Raw genomic sequence first — 17,474 nt, 5'->3', positions numbered from 1 at the left:
CGGTATCCCTGAGGGATGGACAGGACCATCCGCAACCCGTGGACGAACGGGCTGAGGTGCGCCGGGATCCTGTTGCTCGGCGCAGTCCTCCTCGGCCTCGTCACCGAGGCTCCGGAGCCCGTGCAGCCCTGGCTCTACCCCGCGCCGGCGGTCGCCGTGACGTGGCTGGCCTGGCGCGCCCTCTCCAGTCGTCTGCGGGTGTCCCCCGACGGCATCCGCAGCCGTGGACTGTGGCGGACCCGGTTCGTGGCGTGGGACGACCTGGTGGTGGTCGAGAGCCGGATCGACTGGTGGACGAACGGCGCCCTGTGGGAGTGCCCGGTGGCGATCCTCCTCGACGGGAGCGTCGTGAGCCTTACGGGCGTGTACGGGTTGCGCAGCGAGGGCGAGTCAGGAGTCGACCGGATCGCGAGGGACCTGAACAGGATGTGCGACGAGCGGTGAATGATGCATGATTATGCATTAAGTCGTAAATTGATTGACTGGTGGTTGATCGTCTTTCTATGCTCTGCAGGCATGGAGCTGATCCAGAACACCCCGGACCTGTCCGCCTACTTGGCCGCTGACGAGGTCATCGACCACGGTCATCCAGTGGTACGGGAGACGGCTGCCCGCCTCGCCCGGGACGTACCGGACTCGTATGCCTATGCGCGGGCTGCTTTCGAGTTCGTGCGGGACGGCATCCCGCACTCCCAGGACTCGGGCGACCCGCGCGTCACCTGGCGGGCCTCCGACGTGCTGCGGCAGGGCACCGGCATCTGCTACGCCAAGGCCCACGCCCTCGCCGCCCTGCTGCGGGCCGAGGACATCCCCACGGCGCTCTGCTACCAGAGGCTGGTGGACGACGACGGCGACGGCCACGCCGTGCACGGGCTGATCGCAGTTCGCTTCAACGGCGCCTGGCACCGGCAGGATCCCCGCGGCAACAAACCGGGCGTCGATGCCCAGTTCTCCCTCGAGGGTGAGCGGCTGGCCTGGATCCCCGATGCGGAGTCCAATGAGGTGGACTATCCGGTCCTGTACGCTGAACCGCATCCGGCGGTCATCGAGACCCTCAAGGCCGCCCCCGACCGGCCCCGTCTCTGGAAGACGCTCCCCACCGCACTCTGAGGCAGACCATGACGCTCTCCCTGACCGTGTCCGACGAGGTACGCGCCCTCGCCCCCGGATTCACCCATGTCGCCGTCGAGGCGCACGGCCTGGTCAACGGCCCCAGCACCGAGGAGAGTTCGGCCCTCCTGGACGAGGCGGCCGCCCGCCTCACCGCCCGCCTGGACGGGCGCGCCCCGCACGAGGACCCGCACATGGCCGCCTGGCGCGAGATCTACACGGCGTTCGGCTCCAAGCCCTCGCGCACCCGCAACTCGGCCGAGGCGCTGGCGAAAAGGGCCCTGTCGGACGCCGGACTGCCACGCATCAATCTGCTCGTCGACCTCTACAACGCCATCAGCGTCGCCCATCTGATCCCCGTCGGAGGCGAGGACATCGACCGCATCCAGGGCGGCATGCGGCTCGTACGGGCCACCGGCGACGAGGAGTTCGTGACCGTGGCCGGTGGTGAGGAGGTCGTCGAACACCCCGACGCGGGCGAGATCGTCTGGCGCGACGACGCCGGCGTGACCTGCCGTCGCTGGAACTGGCGCCAGGGCCCGCGCACCCGCCTCACCGAGGACACGGTCACGGGCATCTTCCTGCTGGAGAGCCTGGCCCCGATGCCGGTCGCCGAGGTCGAGAAGGCAGGAGCGGAACTCGCCGAACTGCTGGAGAAGTTCAGCCCCGGGGCGCGGATCACCGTCCACACCCCGGAGTGACGATTCAGCGGGCCTCGGCCGCCTTCACCTCTTCGGGAGTCGGCGCCGTGCCGCCCAGGTGGGCGGGCATCCACCAGGTGTCGTCCGGCCCCTTGGGCCGCACCGGATAGGCGCGCTGCGCCGCCTCCAGCAGCTCCTGGACGCGCTCGCGCAGCCGCCGGGTGATGGCGCCCGCGTACTGGTCCTGGGGAGCCTCCACGGGCTCGCCCACCCTGATGGTGATCGGCGTGTGGCTACGCTTGAAGTTGCGAGGGTGGCCCTTGGTCCACAGCCGCTGGGTGCCCCACAGCGCCATCGGGATGAGCGGGACGCCGGCCTCCTGGGCCATGCGTGCGGCGCCCGACTTGAAGCTCTTCAGGGTGAAGGACTGCGAGATCGTCGCCTCCGGGAAGACGCCGACGATCTCGCCGGAGCGCAGCGACTGCAGGGCGTGCTGGTACGCCGTCTCGCCCTGCTTGCGGTCCACCGGGATGTGCTTCATACCGCGCATCAGCGGACCGGAGATCCTGTGCCGGAACACCGACTCCTTCGCCATGAAGCGCACCAGGCGCTTCTGCGGCAGGGCGGCCAGACCGTCGAAGATGAAGTCCAGATAGCTGATGTGATTGCTCACCAGCACGGCGCCGCCCGAGCGCGGAATGTTCTCCGATCCCTTCAGGTCGATCTTGAGGTCCCAGACCTTGAACAACGTTTGGGCGAGACCGACGACGGGACGGTAGACAAGCTCAGCCATGGACGGGGTGGACCCTTCTCTCTGCCTGGACGGGTTCTCCCGGCGGGAAGTTACGCAGCCGTAGGTTTACGGCATTGCGCAGATCGTGCCCCAAGAACGAACCGGGGGCCAGTCCTGGCGCCGCAGAACGGCGAGATCCTCGTCACGTCGGACAACTGATCCACCTCGTACTTTTAAGCAGCCTTTACTCCGTACGGGCCGTCACCCGCCGTACGACCAGGTACATCTCGCAGCCCAGGCAGTACCCGAACGCGGCATTGAGGAACGCCGCGGCCAGCGCGGCGGCGGTCGCCGTGAGCCCCAGCCAGGTCGGGCCCAGCCCGAAACCGACCAGCCCCACGCCGGCGAAGACCAGCCCCACCGCCTGCGCGAACCGCGGCGGCTCCGGCGACTCGAACTCGGTCGGCGGCCCGAGCCTGGGACGCACCACCTTGCGGAACAGCCAGCCGTAGGGCGAACGGCCCACCCCGCCCGCCGCGCCCAGCGCGAACGCCAGCGTCTGCCAGGCCAGCAGCCAGGCGCTCCCGGTGATCAGCACGACCGCCAGGACGACGGTCGTCACGGCCGCCCCGAAGCGGGGCCCCCTCACATCGATGTCCATGAAGCAAGCATTCCGCATGGGAAGAGATCCGGGGAGCCGGGAATCTTTGCAGTCTCGTGAATGCTTGTGCAGGTGATGACCGGACTTGTGGTGTGCGCAGTGGTGCTCCTGATGGCGAGCGCCTACGGAGTGATTCATCGGCAGCGGAACGGGAGGGTACGCGTGCGCGGGCGCGACGGCGGGAAACGGCTAGGGGTGGCCGAGTTGGGCGAGGAACTCGGCGAGCGCGCCACGCTCGTGCAGTTCTCCAGCGCCTTCTGCGCGCCCTGCCGGGCCACCCGACGCGTCCTCGGTGAGGTCGCCGACATGGTCCCCGGTGTGACCCATGTCGAGATCGACGCCGAGGACCACCTGGACCTGGTGCGCGAACTCGACATCCTCAAGACGCCGACCGTGCTGGTCCTTGACGCCGACGGCAGGGTCGTACGGCGTGCCACCGGCCAGCCGCGCAAGGCCGACGTCATCTCCGCACTCGGGGAGGCGGTTTGACGGCTGTGAAGCGGACGGTGAGGCATCTCCCATATGCCGGAACGTACTTGACTGCGCACACCACCTATCGTCAGCCTGACCGTATGCCTATGGAACTCCTTCTCTACGGGCGGGTGCACGTCGACCTCGCCCGCACTGCGAGCGCGCGCTGTCCGAGCTGTTGAGCAGCCACGACGCCCGCCCCTCCGCGTAGAAGGACAACTCCATGACGGCCACGCCCGACGTCGGTACCCGTACCCCTCAGCTCGCCTCTCCCGACCTGCTGCGCTCCGTCTTCCGGCGGCACGCGGCGGGAGTCGCCGTGATCACCGCGCGAGGCGACGCCGGTCCGGTCGGCTTCACTGCCACCTCCCTCACGTCCGTCTCCGCCGAACCGCCCCTGCTGTCCTTCGGCATCAGCACCGGAGCCTCCAGTTGGCCGGCGATATCGGCGACCGATCACATCGGCGTCCACATACTCGGCGAGCACCAGCAGGACCTGGCGGCGACCTTCGCCAAGAGCGGCGCCGACCGCTTCGGCGCGTCCACCGCCTGGCGTACGGGCCCCGAAGGCGTTCCCGTCCTCGATGACGTCCTGGCCTGGCTGGTGTGCCGGATCGTCGGCCGTGTCCCCGCCGGGGACCACCGCATCGTGCTGGCCGAGGCTGTGCTCGGGGATCCCACGCGCCCCGGCCGTCCGCTCCTCTATCACCAGGGTCAGTTCAACGGTCTGCGCGACTGACCGCCGGCCGGCTCCGCCTGCGAAGCGGTCGAGTTCCGATTACGCTGCGTTGCAAAGGTCACAGTTCAAAGCGCTTGCTTAGCGGGAACGAACTGGGTGTACTGACGAGTAATATTTCGCTCGGAGCGCGGGTCGCCCCGATCGGGATCGGCCGCTTGAGGCGCCTATGCTGCCTGAAAGTAGGCAGCACCGAAATGACGATTGCAGTAGGAGAGCCGGCGTGAGCTTGAGGATCGTTGTCACTGTGAAGTACGTGCCCGACGCCACTGGCGACCGGCACTTCGCCGATGACCTGACCGTCGACCGGGACGACGTGGACGGTCTGCTCTCCGAGCTCGACGAGTACGCGGTCGAGCAGGCGCTGCAGATCTCCGAGAACTCCGACGACGACGTGGAGATCACCGTCCTGACGGTGGGCCCGGAGGACGCCAAGGACGCGCTGCGCAAGGCGCTGTCCATGGGCGCCGACAAGGCCATCCACGTGGAGGACGACGACCTGCACGGCACGGACGCGATCGGCACCTCGCTGGTGCTGGCGAAGGCGATCGAGAAGGCCGGCTTCGACCTGGTGGTCTCCGGTATGGCGTCCACCGACGGCACCGCCGGCATCGTGCCCGCGCTGGTCGCCGAGCGTCTGGGTGTGCCGCAGGTGACCCTGCTGTCCGAGGTGAGCGTCGAGGACGGCACCGTCAAGGGCCGCCGCGACGGCGACGCCGCGTCGGAGCAGCTGGAGGCCTCCCTGCCCGCGGTCGTGTCGGTCACCGACCAGTCGGGTGAGGCGCGTTACCCGTCCTTCAAGGGCATCATGGCGGCGAAGAAGAAGCCGGTCGAGTCGTGGGACCTGTCCGACCTGGAGATCGACGCCGAAGAGGTGGGTCTCGAGGGTGCCTGGACGAAGGTCGAGTCGGCGGCCGAGCGTCCGGCGCGCACCGCGGGCACGATCGTCAAGGACGAGGGCGAGGGCGGCAAGCAGCTCGCCGAGTTCCTCGCGAGCCAGAAGTTCATCTAAGGGACCCGTAGTCCCTTCGAGGCTCAACTCCCTTACCGTCCCTCAGACTTCGCAATCCGCAGGAGAGCAATCCCATGGCTGAAGTTCTCGTCTACGTCGACCACGTGGACGGTGCCGTCCGCAAGCCCACCCTGGAGCTGCTGACCCTGGCCCGCCGTATCGGCGAGCCGGTCGCCGTCGCGCTGGGCAACGGCGCTGGTGACACCGCCGCCGCCCTGGCCGAGCACGGCGCCGTCAAGGTGCTGACCCACGAGGCCGCCGAGTACGCCGACTACCTGGTCGTCCCCAAGGTCGACGCGCTGCAGGCCGCCGTCGCCGCAGTCTCCCCGGCCGCCGTGCTGGTGCCCTCCTCCGCCGAGGGCAAGGAGATCGCCGCGCGTCTGGCGCTGCGCATCGGCTCCGGCATCATCACCGACGCCGTCGACCTGGAGGCCGGTGACGAGGGTCCGGTGGCCACCCAGTCGGTGTTCGCCGCCTCCTTCACCACCAAGTCCCGTGTCAGCAAGGGCACCCCGGTCATCACGGTCAAGCCCAACTCCGCCGCGGTGGAGGCCGCCCCGGCCGCGGGCGCGGTCGAGGCCCTCGCGGTCACCTTCTCCGAGGCGGCGACCGGTACCAAGGTCACCGCCCGTACGCCGCGGGAGTCGACCGGGCGTCCGGAGCTGACCGAGGCCGCGATCGTGGTCTCCGGCGGCCGTGGCGTCAACGGCGCCGAGAACTTCCCGCTGATCGAGGCCCTCGCCGACTCCCTGGGTGCGGCCGTCGGCGCCTCCCGTGCCGCGGTGGACGCGGGCTGGTACCCGCACACCAACCAGGTCGGCCAGACCGGCAAGTCCGTCTCCCCGCAGCTGTACATCGCCAACGGCATCTCCGGCGCCATCCAGCACCGGGCCGGCATGCAGACCTCGAAGACGATCGTGGCGGTCAACAAGGACGCCGAGGCCCCGATCTTCGACCTGGTCGACTACGGCGTGGTCGGCGACCTCTTCGACGTCGTCCCCCAGCTCACCGAGGAGATCAACGCCCGCAAGGGCTGATCACCCGAAGGCCGGTCGAGGCCCCCGCGACTGCACGAACAGTCGCGGGGGCCTCGGCTCATTCCAGACTCAGCGAGGCCTGCACGGGCAGATGGTCGCTCGGGAACTGGCCGTCGACGGAGAAGGTGTCGACCGATGCCCGGTGCGTCCTCACCGATGGCGTGGTGAGGATCCAGTCGATGCGGTCGCCGTTCGGAGTCAGACCCCTGTAGCCGTGGAAGGTCCCGTACGGTGCGCCGCGGTGCGCCGCCGCGTCCCAGGTGTCGAGGAGCCCGGAGCCCACCAGGGTGTCGTAGACCGGGTTCCGGTGCGCGGCGACATTGAAGTCTCCGGTCACCACGGCCGGAAGGGAGCGGTCGAGCTCGGCGATCCGCTGGACCAACAGCGAGGCGCTGCGCTCGCGTGCGTACTGACTCGCGTGGTCGAAGTGGGTGTTGAGGACATAGAACTCCCGTCCGCCGTCGTCGAGATCGCGGAAGCGGACCCAGGTGACGATGCGCGGGAAGGCGGCCCCCCAGGTGTTCGAGCGGATGACTTCCGGGGTGTCGGAGAGCCAGAAGGTGTAGTGCTCGACGGGGGCCAGGCGCCGGTTGTCGTAGAAGATCGCCGTGGACTCGTCGCGGCTGCCGCCCTCGCGGCCGGTGCCGATCCAGTCGTAGGACGGGCCGAGGTCGGAGTCGATGTCGCGCAGCTGCTGGTAGAGGCCCTCCTGCGTGCCGATGATGTGGGGGCGGGCGTGACGCAGCAGTTCGCGCATCACCGGTCTGCGGTCGCTCCAGCTGTTGGGTTCCTTGGTGCTCGCGAAACGCAGGTTGAAGGTCATGACCTCGAGACGGGGCGCTCGGCGTGCCTGCGTCGGGGAGGACGGCGCGGGTGAGACGGACGCCGACGAGGCGGGGATCGCGGCGCTGGAGAGCGGCACCGTGACCGCCGCGGCCAACATGGCCTTGAGGCCCAGGCGGCGGGTGACTCGGCGGTGGTTCGGCACGGAGGCTCCTTCGGTGACGGCAGCCGGACGAGTCGTGCGAGGGGCGAGTCGTGCGTAGGGAAGTGTCATACCCGGGTGTGAGATGGACGTGAACATGTCGAGATCACGACGTGGCTCCCCGTGGACATGGTGTTGACCGCCGAAAGGTGCCCGGATAACTTCATTCTACGGATTGTTGATTCCGTACAGTGGAAAACAGGAGGGTGTGGGATGGGTCAGGGCCAGCAGGAGAAGGTGGCGACGAGCCTCGCAGGCGCGATCAGCGAGGAGATCAGCGCCTCCCTCGCCCCGGTCGACGCCGAACTGGAGCGCCGCTACCCCGGGGACCCCGGCACCCGCCAGCCCGTCCACACCGTCTACGTCCCCGGTGACGTGTTCGCCGTCGACACCCTCCGCTCCTGGGGCGACCAGGCCCTCGCGGCCCTCGACGAACACGCCCCGGACGCGGCCTCCTTCGCCGCCGTCCTCGGCCTGTCCGACGAACTCGCCGAGCCCGTCTACGCGCGCGTGCGCGCCAAGCTGGAGCGCGAGCCCATCGAGGACCTGCGCGTCGACTTCGAGGACGGCTACGGCCCCCGCCCGGACGCCGAGGAGGACGAGGCGGCGGCCCGCGCGGCCCGGCTGATCGCGGAGGCGTACGCGAAGGGGACGGCGGCCCCGTACATGGGCATCCGCATGAAGTGCATGGAGGCACCGGTACGCGACCGGGGCATCCGCACCCTCGACATCTTCCTCAGTGGCCTGATGGAGGCCGGCGGCCTGCCCGACGGGCTGGTGCTCACGCTGCCCAAGGTGACGTACGCCGAGCAGGTCACCGCCATGGTGCGGCTCCTCGAGGCCTTCGAGAAGGCGCGCGGGCTCGAGCCCGGCCGGATCGGCTTCGAGATCCAGATCGAGACCAGCCAGTCCATCCTCGCCACCGACGGCACCGCCACCGTGGCGCGCATGATCCAGGCCGCCGAGGGCCGCGCCACCGGACTGCACTACGGCACCTTCGACTACAGCGCCTGCCTCGGCGTCTCCGCCGCCTACCAGGCCAGCGACCACCCGGCCGCGGACCACGCCAAGGCGATCATGCAGGTCGCGGCCGCGGGGACGGGCGTACGGGTGTCGGACGGCTCGACCAACGTGCTGCCCGTGGGCCCGACCGAGAAGGTCCACGACGCCTGGCGCCTGCACTACGGCCTCACCCGCCGCGCCCTCTCCCGCGCCTACTACCAGGGCTGGGACATGCACCCGGGCCACATCCCCACCCGGTACGCGGCCGTCTTCGCCTTCTACCGCGAGGGCTTCGAGCAGGCCGCCGCCCGCCTCTCGCGGTACGCCAACCGGGCCGGCGGCGACGTCATGGACGAGCCCGCCACAGCCAAGGCCCTCAGCGGCTATCTGCTGCGCGGCCTGGACTGCGGCGCCCTCGACATCGCCGAGGTGGCCCGCCTGACCGGACTGACCCGGGCGGACCTGGAGGGCTTCGCGTCGCCCCGGCGCGGTGACCTGACCGCGTCCGCCAAGTAGCAGGCCCGTCACAGGAGTCACCACCGGCTGGCGTTGTCACCCCCGCCCCGTAGTCTGTACCGCACGCAATGACGTGTCACAGGAACGGGGCGTGCGGTGTCTTCGGGGGAGACCTCAGGCGGGAAGAACCAGGGCGACGGGACCGGTCGGCTGCTGGCGGGGCGCTATCGCGTGGTGGCCCAACTCGGGCGCGGCGGCATGGGTGTGGTCTGGAGAGCCGTCGACGAGGTGCTGGGCCGTGAGGTCGCCGTCAAGGAACTGCGCACCTACAGCGACGCCGACGGCCCCGAACTCGCCGACCTGCGGCTGCGGATGCAGCGCGAGGCCCGCGCGGCGGCCCGGGTGCGCCACCCCGGAGTCGTCGCCGTTCACGACGTGACCGAGGTCGACGGCCGCCCCCTCATCGTCATGGAGCTGGTCGACGGGCCCTCCCTGGAGCAGGTGTTGCGTGAGCGCGGCTCCCTCGACCCGGTCGAGGCCGCCGGTATCGGCGCCAAGGTGATGGACGCGCTGGCCGCCGCCCACCGGGCCGGTGTCCTGCACCGTGACGTGAAGCCCGGAAACATCCTGCTCGAAGGGTCCGGCCGGGTCGTCCTGACGGACTTCGGCATCGCGGCCATGGACGACCCGGGCGATGGCGCGACCGCCCACCTGACCCGCAGCGGAGCGCTCGTCGGCTCCCTGGACTACCTGGCGCCCGAGCGGGCCCAGGGCGCCGAGGCAAGCCCGGCCTCCGACGTCTGGGCCCTGGGAGCCACCCTGTACGCGGCCGTCGAGGGCTCCTCGCCCTTCCGCCGCACATCGACGTACTCCACACTCACCGCGATCGTCACCGAGCCCCTCCGGGAGCCGGAGCGCGCCGGCCCGCTCGCGTCCGTGCTCCGACAGCTGCTGGACAAGCGGCCCGAGACCCGCCCGGAGGCCGAGCAGGGCCGCGCTCTGCTGCAGGCGGTGGCGGAGGCGGGCGGCACGGACACGCCGACGACGACCCTGCGCGGTGACGCGGCACCGAGGGCGGAGACGGAGGCCGTCACCCCGTCACTGCCTCCCGCGTTCCTCATGCCGGGCGCCGCCCAGGGGACGGCGCCGTCGGCGCAGGATTCCGCTCCCACCGAGCAGCGCGACCCGGCGGCGCCCGGCTCCGGCCCGGCCGGACGGCACGACCAGGCGGCGCCCGACTCCCACCCCGCGCCGTACGCGGCACACGCGACGCCGGGCTTCGGCCCGCCCGCTCCGCACAACCCGGCACCGGACCCGGCGACGGCCCCCACCGGGCCCATATCCCCCTCGTCCTCCCCGCGCCACAAGGGCCGCGCCCTGCTTGCCGCCGCAGCTGTCACCGTCGTCCTCGCGGCGGCCGGGGGCACCGTCGCGCTGCTGAACGCGCGGAACACGGAAGCGAACACAAGCCCTTCCGCGTCCCATTCGGATGCCCAGGCGTCCGCGTCCGTCTCCGACCGCACGGACGCCGATCACTCGGGCGACCCCCAGCCGACGGAACAGGGAGACAAGAAGAGCCCGACGCCGACGAAGGCCGCCGGCCCGAAGAGCGGGGCCACGCCCACGAGCCGGGCCTCGTCCTCGTCCCCGACGAAGCCCCCGGGCGGCGGCACCACCGGCGGCGGCACCACGGGCGGCACGACCTCAGGCGGTACCACCGGAGGCGGCAGCGGCGGTACGACGGGCGGAGGGGGCGAGAGCACCGCGGCACCGGCCTGCACCTCCATCGGCGGCGGCAAGTACAACTGCACCGTCTGGCGCAGCGCCAAGTCCTACACCGCCTCCGGCACCGAGGTCGGAGTCCTCGGCGCGGGCACCAACTACTTCTACTGCCAGCAGAACCTGGGCCGGCGCGAGACGTACGGCCAGTGGACCAACGTCTGGTGGGCGAAGACGGACGACGACAGCGGCAACACGAACGTCTACGTCAGCGACGTCTACATCAAGGGCGGCGACAACGACCAGCCGATCCCCGGACTCCCGGTCTGCTGACGCCCGCCACCCCGCCACGCTCAGCCGTCCGCCACGTACCGTTCCAGCCCCGACTCCGTCACCAGCTTCTCCTCGGCGAACACCCGGGTGCCCCGCTCACACAGCCCGGCGTCGGCACGCGCCCGGGTGCAGAACTCCTCGGGTGTGACCCCGAACAGTTCCCTCAACCGGGCCGAACCGACGAGGAGTTCGGCGAGCAGCGCCCGCTGGGCGACCGGCCTGCGCGGCGTCCCCGAGCCGTTGCGCAGGACCCCGCGGCGGTTGACGTAGATGTACGCACCGGGCAACCGCGTCCCGTCCTCCAACTCGATCCGGACCTGCGGCTCCTGCAGCCAGGCGCGCCGGAAGTTGCCGTACCGCAGCGGCACGCCCTCGCTCGCGTCGATCATCGCGAGTTGCCCGGCGTCCAGCCAGGTCAAGAACAACTCCCTTACCGTGCCGGGCGCCTCGACCGGTGACGCGGACACATAGCCCAGGCGGCTGACGTGCGCGGAGACTCCCACGTCGATGCCGGTGACCCGGGCCCGCACCATCGGTAGGGGCGAGGCGATCCCGGACTCGACCATTTTGTGGCGCAGTTGGCCCGGGCAGGCATTGGAGCCGACCGCCACCACAGGGACGCGCTCCTCGTGCACCAGACGGTCGAGGGGCAGGAACCGGTCGCCGTCGAGGAGCCCGGATCGCGCGGGCCAGGCTCCCGGGTAGCGCAGCGGGTGGTCACGCGGGGCCACTGCGAGGCCCAGCGCTTCGAGGGTGTGGTCCGCTGCGCCGTCCATGGGCGACTCAGTCCCCCGGCGGCAGCTCGCCCGAACCACGGGTGATCAGCCGCGTCGGCAGCTCGATGCGCTCCGGGGTGAGCAGAGTGCCGTCCAACTGGCGGAAGAGGCGGTCGGCGGCGGTGCGACCGAGGGCCGCCGCGTCCTGGGCGACGACGGTGACCCCCGGCTGCAGCAGGTCGGCGAGCTCGAAGTCGTCGAAGCCGACCAGGGCGACCCGGTGGGGCTGCTCGGCGAGAACGCGGACCACGGTGACCGTCACGCGGTTGTTGCCCGCGAAGACCGCGGTGACCGGGGCTGGGCCGGAGAGCATCTCCTCGGCGGCCCGGCGCACCCGCTGTGGATCCGTGACACCCAGGGACATCCAGGAGTCCTCCACCGGGATGCCCGCGTCCTCCATGGCGGCCCGGTAGCCCCGCAGCCGCTCGGCGGCCGTGTGGATGCGGGGCATGTCGCCGATGAAACCGATCCGGCGGTGGCCGTGGGCGATGAGGTGGGCGACGCCGTCGCGGGCGCCGCCGTAGCTGTCGGACAGGACGACATCGGCGTCGATCTTCCCGGCGGGCCGGTCGACGAACACCGTGGCGACACCCGCCCTGATCTCGGGCTCCAGATAGCGGTGGTCGTCACCGGCCGGAATGATCACCAGGCCGTCCACCCGCCGTGCGCACAGGGCCAGCGCCAGCTCCTGCTCGCGATCGGGGTCCTCCGCGCTGGAGCCGTTGATCAGCAGGGCGCCGTGCGCGCGGGCCACCTCCTCGACCGCGCGGCTGAGAGGTCCGTAGAAGGGGTCGGCGAGGTCCTCCAGGACCAGACCGATGCTGGCGGTGCGGCCCTTGCGCAGCACGCGCGCGCTGTCGTTGCGGCGGAAGCCGAGCGCGTCGATGGCCTCCTGGACGCGGCGCTCGGTCTCCGGGGTGACGCCGGGCTCGCCGTTGACCACGCGGGAGACGGTCTTCAGGCCGACTCCGGCCCGCGCCGCCACGTCCTTCATGGTGGGACGGTTGCCGTAACGCGTTCCGGAGAGGGGGGCTGTTCGGCGAGCGGTCTCGGGCACGATGCGCTGTCCTGTCCTGTCTCGTCCACGGGTCTCGTCCACGGGGATGCGTCAGACCATGAGTTTGTATGAGGATGTGGCGTCGAGCATAGAGCCTGGACAACGTTGTCATATGCACGAGAGACTGTCCATCGCAATCTCCGGCCTGCGCCCCCACCGCCAGACCGGCCCGCCCATCTCCGTAGTTGAAGGGGGAACTTTCCCTTGGTCGACGGGGATCCGACTGGTTTTCGGGGAGATCCGACACTGATGGACACCGACCTCGTGGCAGCGCTCGACATCGGCGGTACCAAGATCGCCGGGGCGCTGGTGGACGGCCACGGCCAGATCCTGGTGCGCGCTCAGCGCGCGACGCCCGCGCAGCAGGACGGCGAGACCGTGATGGGTGCCGTGCAGGAGGTCCTCGGCGAGCTGACCGCCGCACCCCTGTGGGGGCGCGCCACGGCCCTCGGTATCGGCAGCGCCGGCCCGGTGGACGCCTCCGCGGGCACGGTGAGCCCGGTGAACGTGCCGGGCTGGCGCGACTACCCCCTCGTGCGGCGGGTCCAGGACGCGGCAGGGGGGCTGCCGGTCGAGCTGATCGGTGACGGGGTGGCGATCACGGCGGCCGAGCACTGGCAGGGCGCCGCACGCGGCCATGACAACGCGCTGTGCATGGTGGTCTCCACGGGCGTCGGCGGTGGCCTGGTCCTGGGTGGTCAGCTGCACCCCGGCCCCACCGGAAACGCGGGCCACATCGGTCACATCAGCGTCGATCTCGACGGCGATACCTGCCCGTGCGGCTCGCGCGGCTGCGTCGAACGCATCGCGAGCGGTCCCAACATCGCCCGCCGCGCCCTGGAGAACGGCTGGCGGCCCGGCCCCGACGGCGACACCTCCGCGGCCGCGGTGGCAGCCGCCGCCCGCGCCGGAGACCCGGTCGCTCTCGCCTCCTTCGAGCGAGCCGCCCAGGCGCTGGCCGCCGGCATCGCCGCCACGGCCACGCTGGTCGAGATCGACATCGCGGTGATCGGCGGGGGAGTGGGCAAGGCGGGCGACGTGCTGTTCACGCCCCTGCGCAAGGCCCTCAGCGACTACGCGACGCTTTCCTTCGTGCAGCGCCTGGAGATCGCGCCGGCTCAGATGGGCACGGACGCCGGACTGGTCGGGGCGGCCGCGGCCGCGCTCGCCAAGCGGGCGGACGCGGCCGCGGTCTGAGGGGCGCCCGCAGCAGGAACGTTCACGTGGGCTGCCGGGCCCACCGGAGCGGGCTCAGCAGGTCAACTGCGCGTTCGCCCAGTCCGCATGGTCCGAGTCGATGCCGTCGCCGCCGTCGGTGACGACCAGGCGGACCACCTGGGCGCCGGTCACATCGGCGGTGAGCGGCTGGGCGGGCATCGCATTGGTCAGCAAGCCGGTCGAGGCGACCTTGGTGCCGTCGGCCCAGACCTCGAAGGCGACGGTGCCGTTCGCGCCCTTCTCGTCGTCGACACCGACATCGGCGGTGACCGTCCCGCATGCCTTGCCGGTGTAGTACTCGACGGCGCTCTCCGCGTGGACGCCGAGTCCCTTGCCGTACACCACCCCGCCGATGGTGAGGGGGTGACCGTCGCCCGCGGCGCTCTCCCCGTTGCTGGTGTTGCGCTCGACCGGCCCATAGCCGTTCGTGGCCGACAGCCAGGGCAGGTCGCCGAGTCCGGAGGTCCCTGAGGGCGGTGGCACGACCACGGACGCGGTCAGCGGGACCGTGCTGACGACGCGGACGCCGGCCGGTGAGCGGTAACTCGCCTTGAGTGTCAGGTCGTACGACCCTGTCGGCGTCCCCTCAGGTGCGATGACCGACCACTTGGTGCGCAGGGATCGGCCCGTCGGCAGTGAGGCGGCCGTGGTGTGTGAGGTCGCCTCGACCGCCCAGCCCTGGGGTCCGGTCAGCGAGACGGACACGCGCTGGGCGGGCGCACGGCCCAGGTCGGTGACGGTCGACGTCAGCGCGGCCGCCTTGCCCGCCTCGATCAACGGGCTGCCGTCCGCGCCGAGTTCGACGGCAGGGGGGTTCACGGCCCACTTGGGGTCGACGGAGACGCGTACCAGGACCGTGCCGTGCGCCGGTACGGTCGCCGAGATGGTGCCGGCGATGTTGTAGCTCCTGTGCTGCCACAGGTCGCGCAGGGTGTAGGCGTCGGCGGCGGGCAGCCCCACGGCCTTGGCGGTCGTGCTGATGTGCTGGGCTGTTCCGGACTCGTTGAACAGGGCCACCGCGCGGCTGCCGTCCTTCATCTCCTTGGCGACGACCCAGCGCCCGCCCTGGGAGGAGACGACCGTGCCCTGCTTGCCCAGCGGGTCCTGGTCGACGGCGACGACCTCCTTGTTGTCGAGGATGTCGTAGGTCGCCTGGGAGGCCTTGCGCAGGTCGGAGCCGATGAGAAGCGGGGCGGCCATGATCGACCACATCGAGAAGTGCGAGCGGTACTCGGCGTCCGTCATACCGCCGTTGCCGACCTCCAGCATGTCGGGGTCGTTCCAGTGCCCGGGGCCCGCGTAAGGCGCGAGCGGCAGGTTCTTCTTCAGGATGGAGAGCATCGAACCCCAGTTGTCGCTGATGTCACCGGTGGTACGCCACAAGTGGCCCACGTCGGCCGCCCATTCCCAGGGTTTGTTCTCGCCCCATTCGCAGATGCTGTAGACGATCGGCCGCCCCGTCGCCTTGAGGGCGTCGCGCATGGTCGTGTAACGCGACTTGGCGTCGACACCTTGGTTATTGCAGTTGTCGTACTTGACGTAGTCCACGCCCCAGTCGGCGAACTGCCGGGCGTCGCTGTACTCATGACCGAGCGCGCCCGGGAATCCGGCGCTGTCGCATGTCTTCGTGCCCGCGCTGGTGTAGATGCCGAGTTTGAGCCCCTTGGCGTGGATATAGTCGGCGACCGCCTTGATCCCGTTCGGGAAGCGGACCGGATCCGGTACGAGTTGGCCGGCCGCGTCCCGGGTCGGCAGTGCCCAGCAGTCGTCGAGGTTGACGTACTGGTATCCGGCGTCCTTGAGGCCTTTCTCGACGAAGATGTCCGCGATTCCCCTGACCATGGACTCGTTGAACTCGGCACGGCAGTGCGTGGAGTTCCAGTTGTTGAAGCCCATCGGAGGGGTGAGGGCGAGGCCGTCTGCCAGGGCGGGCGCGGTGGGATCGGCGGTGGGTGCCGCCACGGCGGGCGCGGCGAGTCCCGCGGCACCCAGCAGTCCTGCGGCGAGCGCTCCGACCACTCTTCGGCGGGTTGTGCGGGTGGGAAGGTGACGCATCGTTACGTTCCTCCGGGCACACGAAAGGTGGGATGACGTCATGTCCGCGTCATCACTGCGCGTTTACGGTAGGACGTGTTGGACTCTGTCGGTAGAGGTCGGGTAATGGTCGTTCGATATCCCGTCGGAACTCTTGCTGTCACGACCGGACGGTCGTTGTTCGACCCGTTGGTCCAGTCCGGAGATGGGCAGGTCATCGGATGTCCCAGCGGAGGGCGAAGACTTTTGAACGTGTTCAGGTTTTTCGGATAGGCTTCCGTCATACGGAGGGGGAAGCCTGATGAAGATCGTCATTCCCGGTGGGACGGGACAGGTCGGCGCGATCCTGAGGCGCGCGCTGACGGCCGCCGGTCACGAGGTCGTGATCCTCACCCGGCGGCCGGTGCGCGAGGGGGAGATCCGCTGGGACGGGGAGAACCCGGGTCCCTGGGTCGAGGAGATCACCGGCAGCGACGTGGTGATCAATCTGGCGGGGCGCAGCGTCAGCTGCCGGTACACCCCGGCCAACCTGAAGGCCATGATGGACTCCCGGGTGAACTCCGCCCGGGTCGTCGGCGAGGCGATCGCGACTGCCGCCCGGCCGCCCCGCGTCTGGCTTCAGATGAGTACCGCCACGGTGTACGCCCACCGCTTCGACGGACCCAACGACGAGACGGCCGGAGTGATCGGCGGCAGCGAGCCGGGCGTCCCCGGCTACTGGGCCTACAGCGTGGAGATCGCCAAGAACTGGGAACGGGCGCAGGAGGACGCCGACACGCCCCGCACCCGCAAGGTCGCCCTGCGCTCCGCCATGGTGATGAGCCCCGATCGCGGCGGAGTCTTCGACGTCCTGCTGCGGCTGGCGCGACTCGGCCTCGGCGGCCCGGTCGCGGGCGGTGCGCAGTACGTCTCCTGGATCCACGAGCGGGACTTCGTCCGCGCGGTGGAGTTCCTCGTCGACCGGGACGACCTCGCCGGGCCGGTGAACCTCGCCGCTCCCGGACCGCTGCCGCACCGCGCCTTCATGCGCGCCCTGCGCACCGCGTGGGGCATGCCGGTCGGACTGCCCGCCACGCGCTGGATGGCGGAGCTCGGTGCTTTCGCCCTGCGCTCGGACACCGAACTCCTGCTGAAGAGCCGCCGGGTCGTCCCCGGCCGTCTGCTCGAAGCGGGGTTCGCCTTCGAGTACACACGATGGCCTGAGGCCGCCGCCGACCTGGTGCGTCAGGTGCGCGGCGGACGAGGGCGTGACCCACGGGCGGTTTCACAGTTGAACCGGGCATGAAGAAGCGCAGCATGCTCGCCATCGCCTCCCTCGCCACCGGGTTCGTCGTCGCGGCCGTCACCCCCTCGCAACACGCCGACCACCAGGTGGTCGGTGATCACCAGACGCTCGGCGACCTGGGCGTCGAGGACACCGTCGGCACGGTCACCCACACGACCGGCGACGAGGGCCTTGCCGGGCCAGGCAAGGCCCTCGGCCAGTAACACCG

At 70.5% G+C, this 17,474-nt stretch carries 17 protein-coding genes and 1 pseudogene; 12 read left to right on the top strand and 6 right to left on the bottom strand.

Annotated elements, in window-relative coordinates; genetic code table 11:
• The first annotated feature begins 15 nt into the window (after positions 1–15).
• The 3 genes from ACWDAG_RS11450 (at position 16) to ACWDAG_RS11440 (ending at position 1,811) form a co-directional block, all read left to right on the top strand.
• Positions 16–444: a PH domain-containing protein gene (locus tag ACWDAG_RS11450; protein ID WP_450695367.1), complete on the top strand. Its 429-nt coding sequence runs from the start codon at positions 16–18 to the stop codon at positions 442–444.
• Between the two features lie 72 nt (positions 445–516).
• A complete protein-coding gene (locus ACWDAG_RS11445) occupies positions 517–1,110 on the top strand; it encodes a transglutaminase domain-containing protein (RefSeq protein WP_450695366.1) in 594 nt (197 codons plus the stop codon).
• Positions 1,111–1,118: 8 nt separating this feature from the next.
• Positions 1,119–1,811, top strand: coding sequence for a B3/B4 domain-containing protein (locus ACWDAG_RS11440; protein WP_450695365.1), 693 nt, complete (start codon positions 1,119–1,121; stop codon positions 1,809–1,811).
• Positions 1,812–1,815: 4 nt separating this feature from the next.
• Here the strand turns inward: ACWDAG_RS11440 and ACWDAG_RS11435 are convergent, their stop codons facing one another.
• Together ACWDAG_RS11435 and ACWDAG_RS11430 are read right to left on the bottom strand one after the other, a co-directional pair.
• A complete protein-coding gene (locus ACWDAG_RS11435) occupies positions 1,816–2,544 on the bottom strand; it encodes a lysophospholipid acyltransferase family protein (RefSeq protein ID WP_351463103.1) in 729 nt (242 codons plus the stop codon).
• A gap of 184 nt (positions 2,545–2,728) precedes the next feature.
• Positions 2,729–3,145 (bottom strand): DUF4395 domain-containing protein, encoded by a 417-nt coding sequence (locus tag ACWDAG_RS11430; RefSeq protein ID WP_450695364.1) that lies wholly within the window; start codon positions 3,143–3,145, stop codon positions 2,729–2,731.
• A gap of 75 nt (positions 3,146–3,220) precedes the next feature.
• On the opposite strand from ACWDAG_RS11430, the gene ACWDAG_RS11425 reads away from it, so the two are divergent.
• The 4 genes from ACWDAG_RS11425 (at position 3,221) to ACWDAG_RS11410 (ending at position 6,401) form a co-directional block, all read left to right on the top strand.
• On the top strand, positions 3,221–3,634 hold the full coding sequence (locus tag ACWDAG_RS11425) for a TlpA family protein disulfide reductase (RefSeq protein ID WP_450695570.1): 414 nt from the start codon (positions 3,221–3,223) through the stop codon (positions 3,632–3,634).
• A 205-nt stretch (positions 3,635–3,839) separates the two neighbouring features.
• Positions 3,840–4,355: a flavin reductase family protein gene (locus ACWDAG_RS11420; RefSeq protein ID WP_450695363.1), complete on the top strand. Its 516-nt coding sequence runs from the start codon at positions 3,840–3,842 to the stop codon at positions 4,353–4,355.
• 220 nt (positions 4,356–4,575) lie between these two features.
• Positions 4,576–5,364 (top strand): electron transfer flavoprotein subunit beta/FixA family protein, encoded by a 789-nt coding sequence (locus ACWDAG_RS11415; RefSeq protein ID WP_450695362.1) that lies wholly within the window; start codon positions 4,576–4,578, stop codon positions 5,362–5,364.
• Positions 5,365–5,438: 74 nt separating this feature from the next.
• Positions 5,439–6,401: an electron transfer flavoprotein subunit alpha/FixB family protein gene (locus ACWDAG_RS11410; protein WP_450695361.1), complete on the top strand. Its 963-nt coding sequence runs from the start codon at positions 5,439–5,441 to the stop codon at positions 6,399–6,401.
• 58 nt (positions 6,402–6,459) lie between these two features.
• Here the strand turns inward: ACWDAG_RS11410 and ACWDAG_RS11405 are convergent, their stop codons facing one another.
• Positions 6,460–7,389 (bottom strand): endonuclease/exonuclease/phosphatase family protein, encoded by a 930-nt coding sequence (locus ACWDAG_RS11405; RefSeq protein WP_450695360.1) that lies wholly within the window; start codon positions 7,387–7,389, stop codon positions 6,460–6,462.
• A gap of 210 nt (positions 7,390–7,599) precedes the next feature.
• On the opposite strand from ACWDAG_RS11405, the gene ACWDAG_RS11400 reads away from it, so the two are divergent.
• Positions 7,600–8,904, top strand: a complete 1,305-nt coding sequence (locus ACWDAG_RS11400; protein ID WP_450695359.1) for a DUF6986 family protein — start codon at positions 7,600–7,602, stop codon at positions 8,902–8,904.
• A 96-nt stretch (positions 8,905–9,000) separates the two neighbouring features.
• Positions 9,001–10,896 carry a protein kinase domain-containing protein gene (locus tag ACWDAG_RS11395; protein ID WP_450695358.1) on the top strand — a complete coding sequence of 632 codons (1,896 nt, stop codon included), beginning with the start codon at positions 9,001–9,003 and terminating at the stop codon, positions 10,894–10,896.
• Between the two features lie 23 nt (positions 10,897–10,919).
• Here the strand turns inward: ACWDAG_RS11395 and ACWDAG_RS11390 are convergent.
• A pseudogene (locus ACWDAG_RS11390) lies at positions 10,920–11,672 on the bottom strand (hypothetical protein); the annotation flags it as partial.
• A gap of 7 nt (positions 11,673–11,679) precedes the next feature.
• Entirely contained in the window at positions 11,680–12,729 is a 1,050-nt protein-coding gene (locus ACWDAG_RS11385; protein ID WP_450695357.1) for a LacI family DNA-binding transcriptional regulator, read from the bottom strand.
• A gap of 249 nt (positions 12,730–12,978) precedes the next feature.
• Here ACWDAG_RS11385 and ACWDAG_RS11380 point away from each other — a divergent pair, with 249 nt between their 5' ends.
• Positions 12,979–13,926 (top strand): ROK family protein, encoded by a 948-nt coding sequence (locus tag ACWDAG_RS11380; RefSeq protein WP_450695356.1) that lies wholly within the window; start codon positions 12,979–12,981, stop codon positions 13,924–13,926.
• Positions 13,927–13,980: 54 nt separating this feature from the next.
• Here the strand turns inward: ACWDAG_RS11380 and ACWDAG_RS11375 are convergent, their stop codons facing one another.
• Entirely contained in the window at positions 13,981–16,002 is a 2,022-nt protein-coding gene (locus ACWDAG_RS11375) for an NPCBM/NEW2 domain-containing protein (protein ID WP_450695355.1), read from the bottom strand.
• A 280-nt stretch (positions 16,003–16,282) separates the two neighbouring features.
• On the opposite strand from ACWDAG_RS11375, the gene ACWDAG_RS11370 reads away from it, so the two are divergent.
• Both ACWDAG_RS11370 and ACWDAG_RS11365 read left to right on the top strand, forming a co-directional pair.
• Positions 16,283–17,266, top strand: a complete 984-nt coding sequence (locus ACWDAG_RS11370; protein WP_450695354.1) for a TIGR01777 family oxidoreductase — start codon at positions 16,283–16,285, stop codon at positions 17,264–17,266.
• Complete coding sequence (locus tag ACWDAG_RS11365) at positions 17,263–17,469, top strand: hypothetical protein (RefSeq protein WP_450695353.1); 207 nt, start codon at positions 17,263–17,265, stop codon at positions 17,467–17,469. The genes ACWDAG_RS11370 and ACWDAG_RS11365 overlap by 4 nt, the downstream gene beginning before the upstream one ends.
• Positions 17,470–17,474: the final 5 nt, after the last annotated feature.

It is taken from the genome of Streptomyces sp. NPDC001157 (assembly GCF_053598255.1).
The sequence above is the reverse complement of the archived record's forward strand: the minus strand, read 5'-3'. Positions and strand labels throughout refer to the sequence as shown.

Bases quoted from the DNA above. Each gene is read 5' to 3' on its own strand.
- ACWDAG_RS11450 (WP_450695367.1), top strand. From the start codon at position 16: ATGGACAGGACCATCCGCAACCCGTGGACGAACGGGCTGAGGTGCGCC.
- ACWDAG_RS11445 (WP_450695366.1), top strand. From the start codon at position 517: ATGGAGCTGATCCAGAACACCCCGGACCTGTCCGCCTACTTGGCCGCT.
- ACWDAG_RS11440 (WP_450695365.1), top strand. From the start codon at position 1,119: ATGACGCTCTCCCTGACCGTGTCCGACGAGGTACGCGCCCTCGCCCCC.
- ACWDAG_RS11435 (WP_351463103.1), bottom strand. From the start codon at position 2,544: ATGGCTGAGCTTGTCTACCGTCCCGTCGTCGGTCTCGCCCAAACGTTG.
- ACWDAG_RS11430 (WP_450695364.1), bottom strand. From the start codon at position 3,145: ATGGACATCGATGTGAGGGGGCCCCGCTTCGGGGCGGCCGTGACGACC.
- ACWDAG_RS11425 (WP_450695570.1), top strand. From the start codon at position 3,221: ATGACCGGACTTGTGGTGTGCGCAGTGGTGCTCCTGATGGCGAGCGCC.
- ACWDAG_RS11420 (WP_450695363.1), top strand. From the start codon at position 3,840: ATGACGGCCACGCCCGACGTCGGTACCCGTACCCCTCAGCTCGCCTCT.
- ACWDAG_RS11410 (WP_450695361.1), top strand. From the start codon at position 5,439: ATGGCTGAAGTTCTCGTCTACGTCGACCACGTGGACGGTGCCGTCCGC.
- ACWDAG_RS11400 (WP_450695359.1), top strand. From the start codon at position 7,600: ATGGGTCAGGGCCAGCAGGAGAAGGTGGCGACGAGCCTCGCAGGCGCG.
- ACWDAG_RS11380 (WP_450695356.1), top strand. From the start codon at position 12,979: ATGGACACCGACCTCGTGGCAGCGCTCGACATCGGCGGTACCAAGATC.
- ACWDAG_RS11375 (WP_450695355.1), bottom strand. From the start codon at position 16,002: ATGCGTCACCTTCCCACCCGCACAACCCGCCGAAGAGTGGTCGGAGCG.
- ACWDAG_RS11370 (WP_450695354.1), top strand. From the start codon at position 16,283: ATGAAGATCGTCATTCCCGGTGGGACGGGACAGGTCGGCGCGATCCTG.
- ACWDAG_RS11365 (WP_450695353.1), top strand. From the start codon at position 17,263: ATGAAGAAGCGCAGCATGCTCGCCATCGCCTCCCTCGCCACCGGGTTC.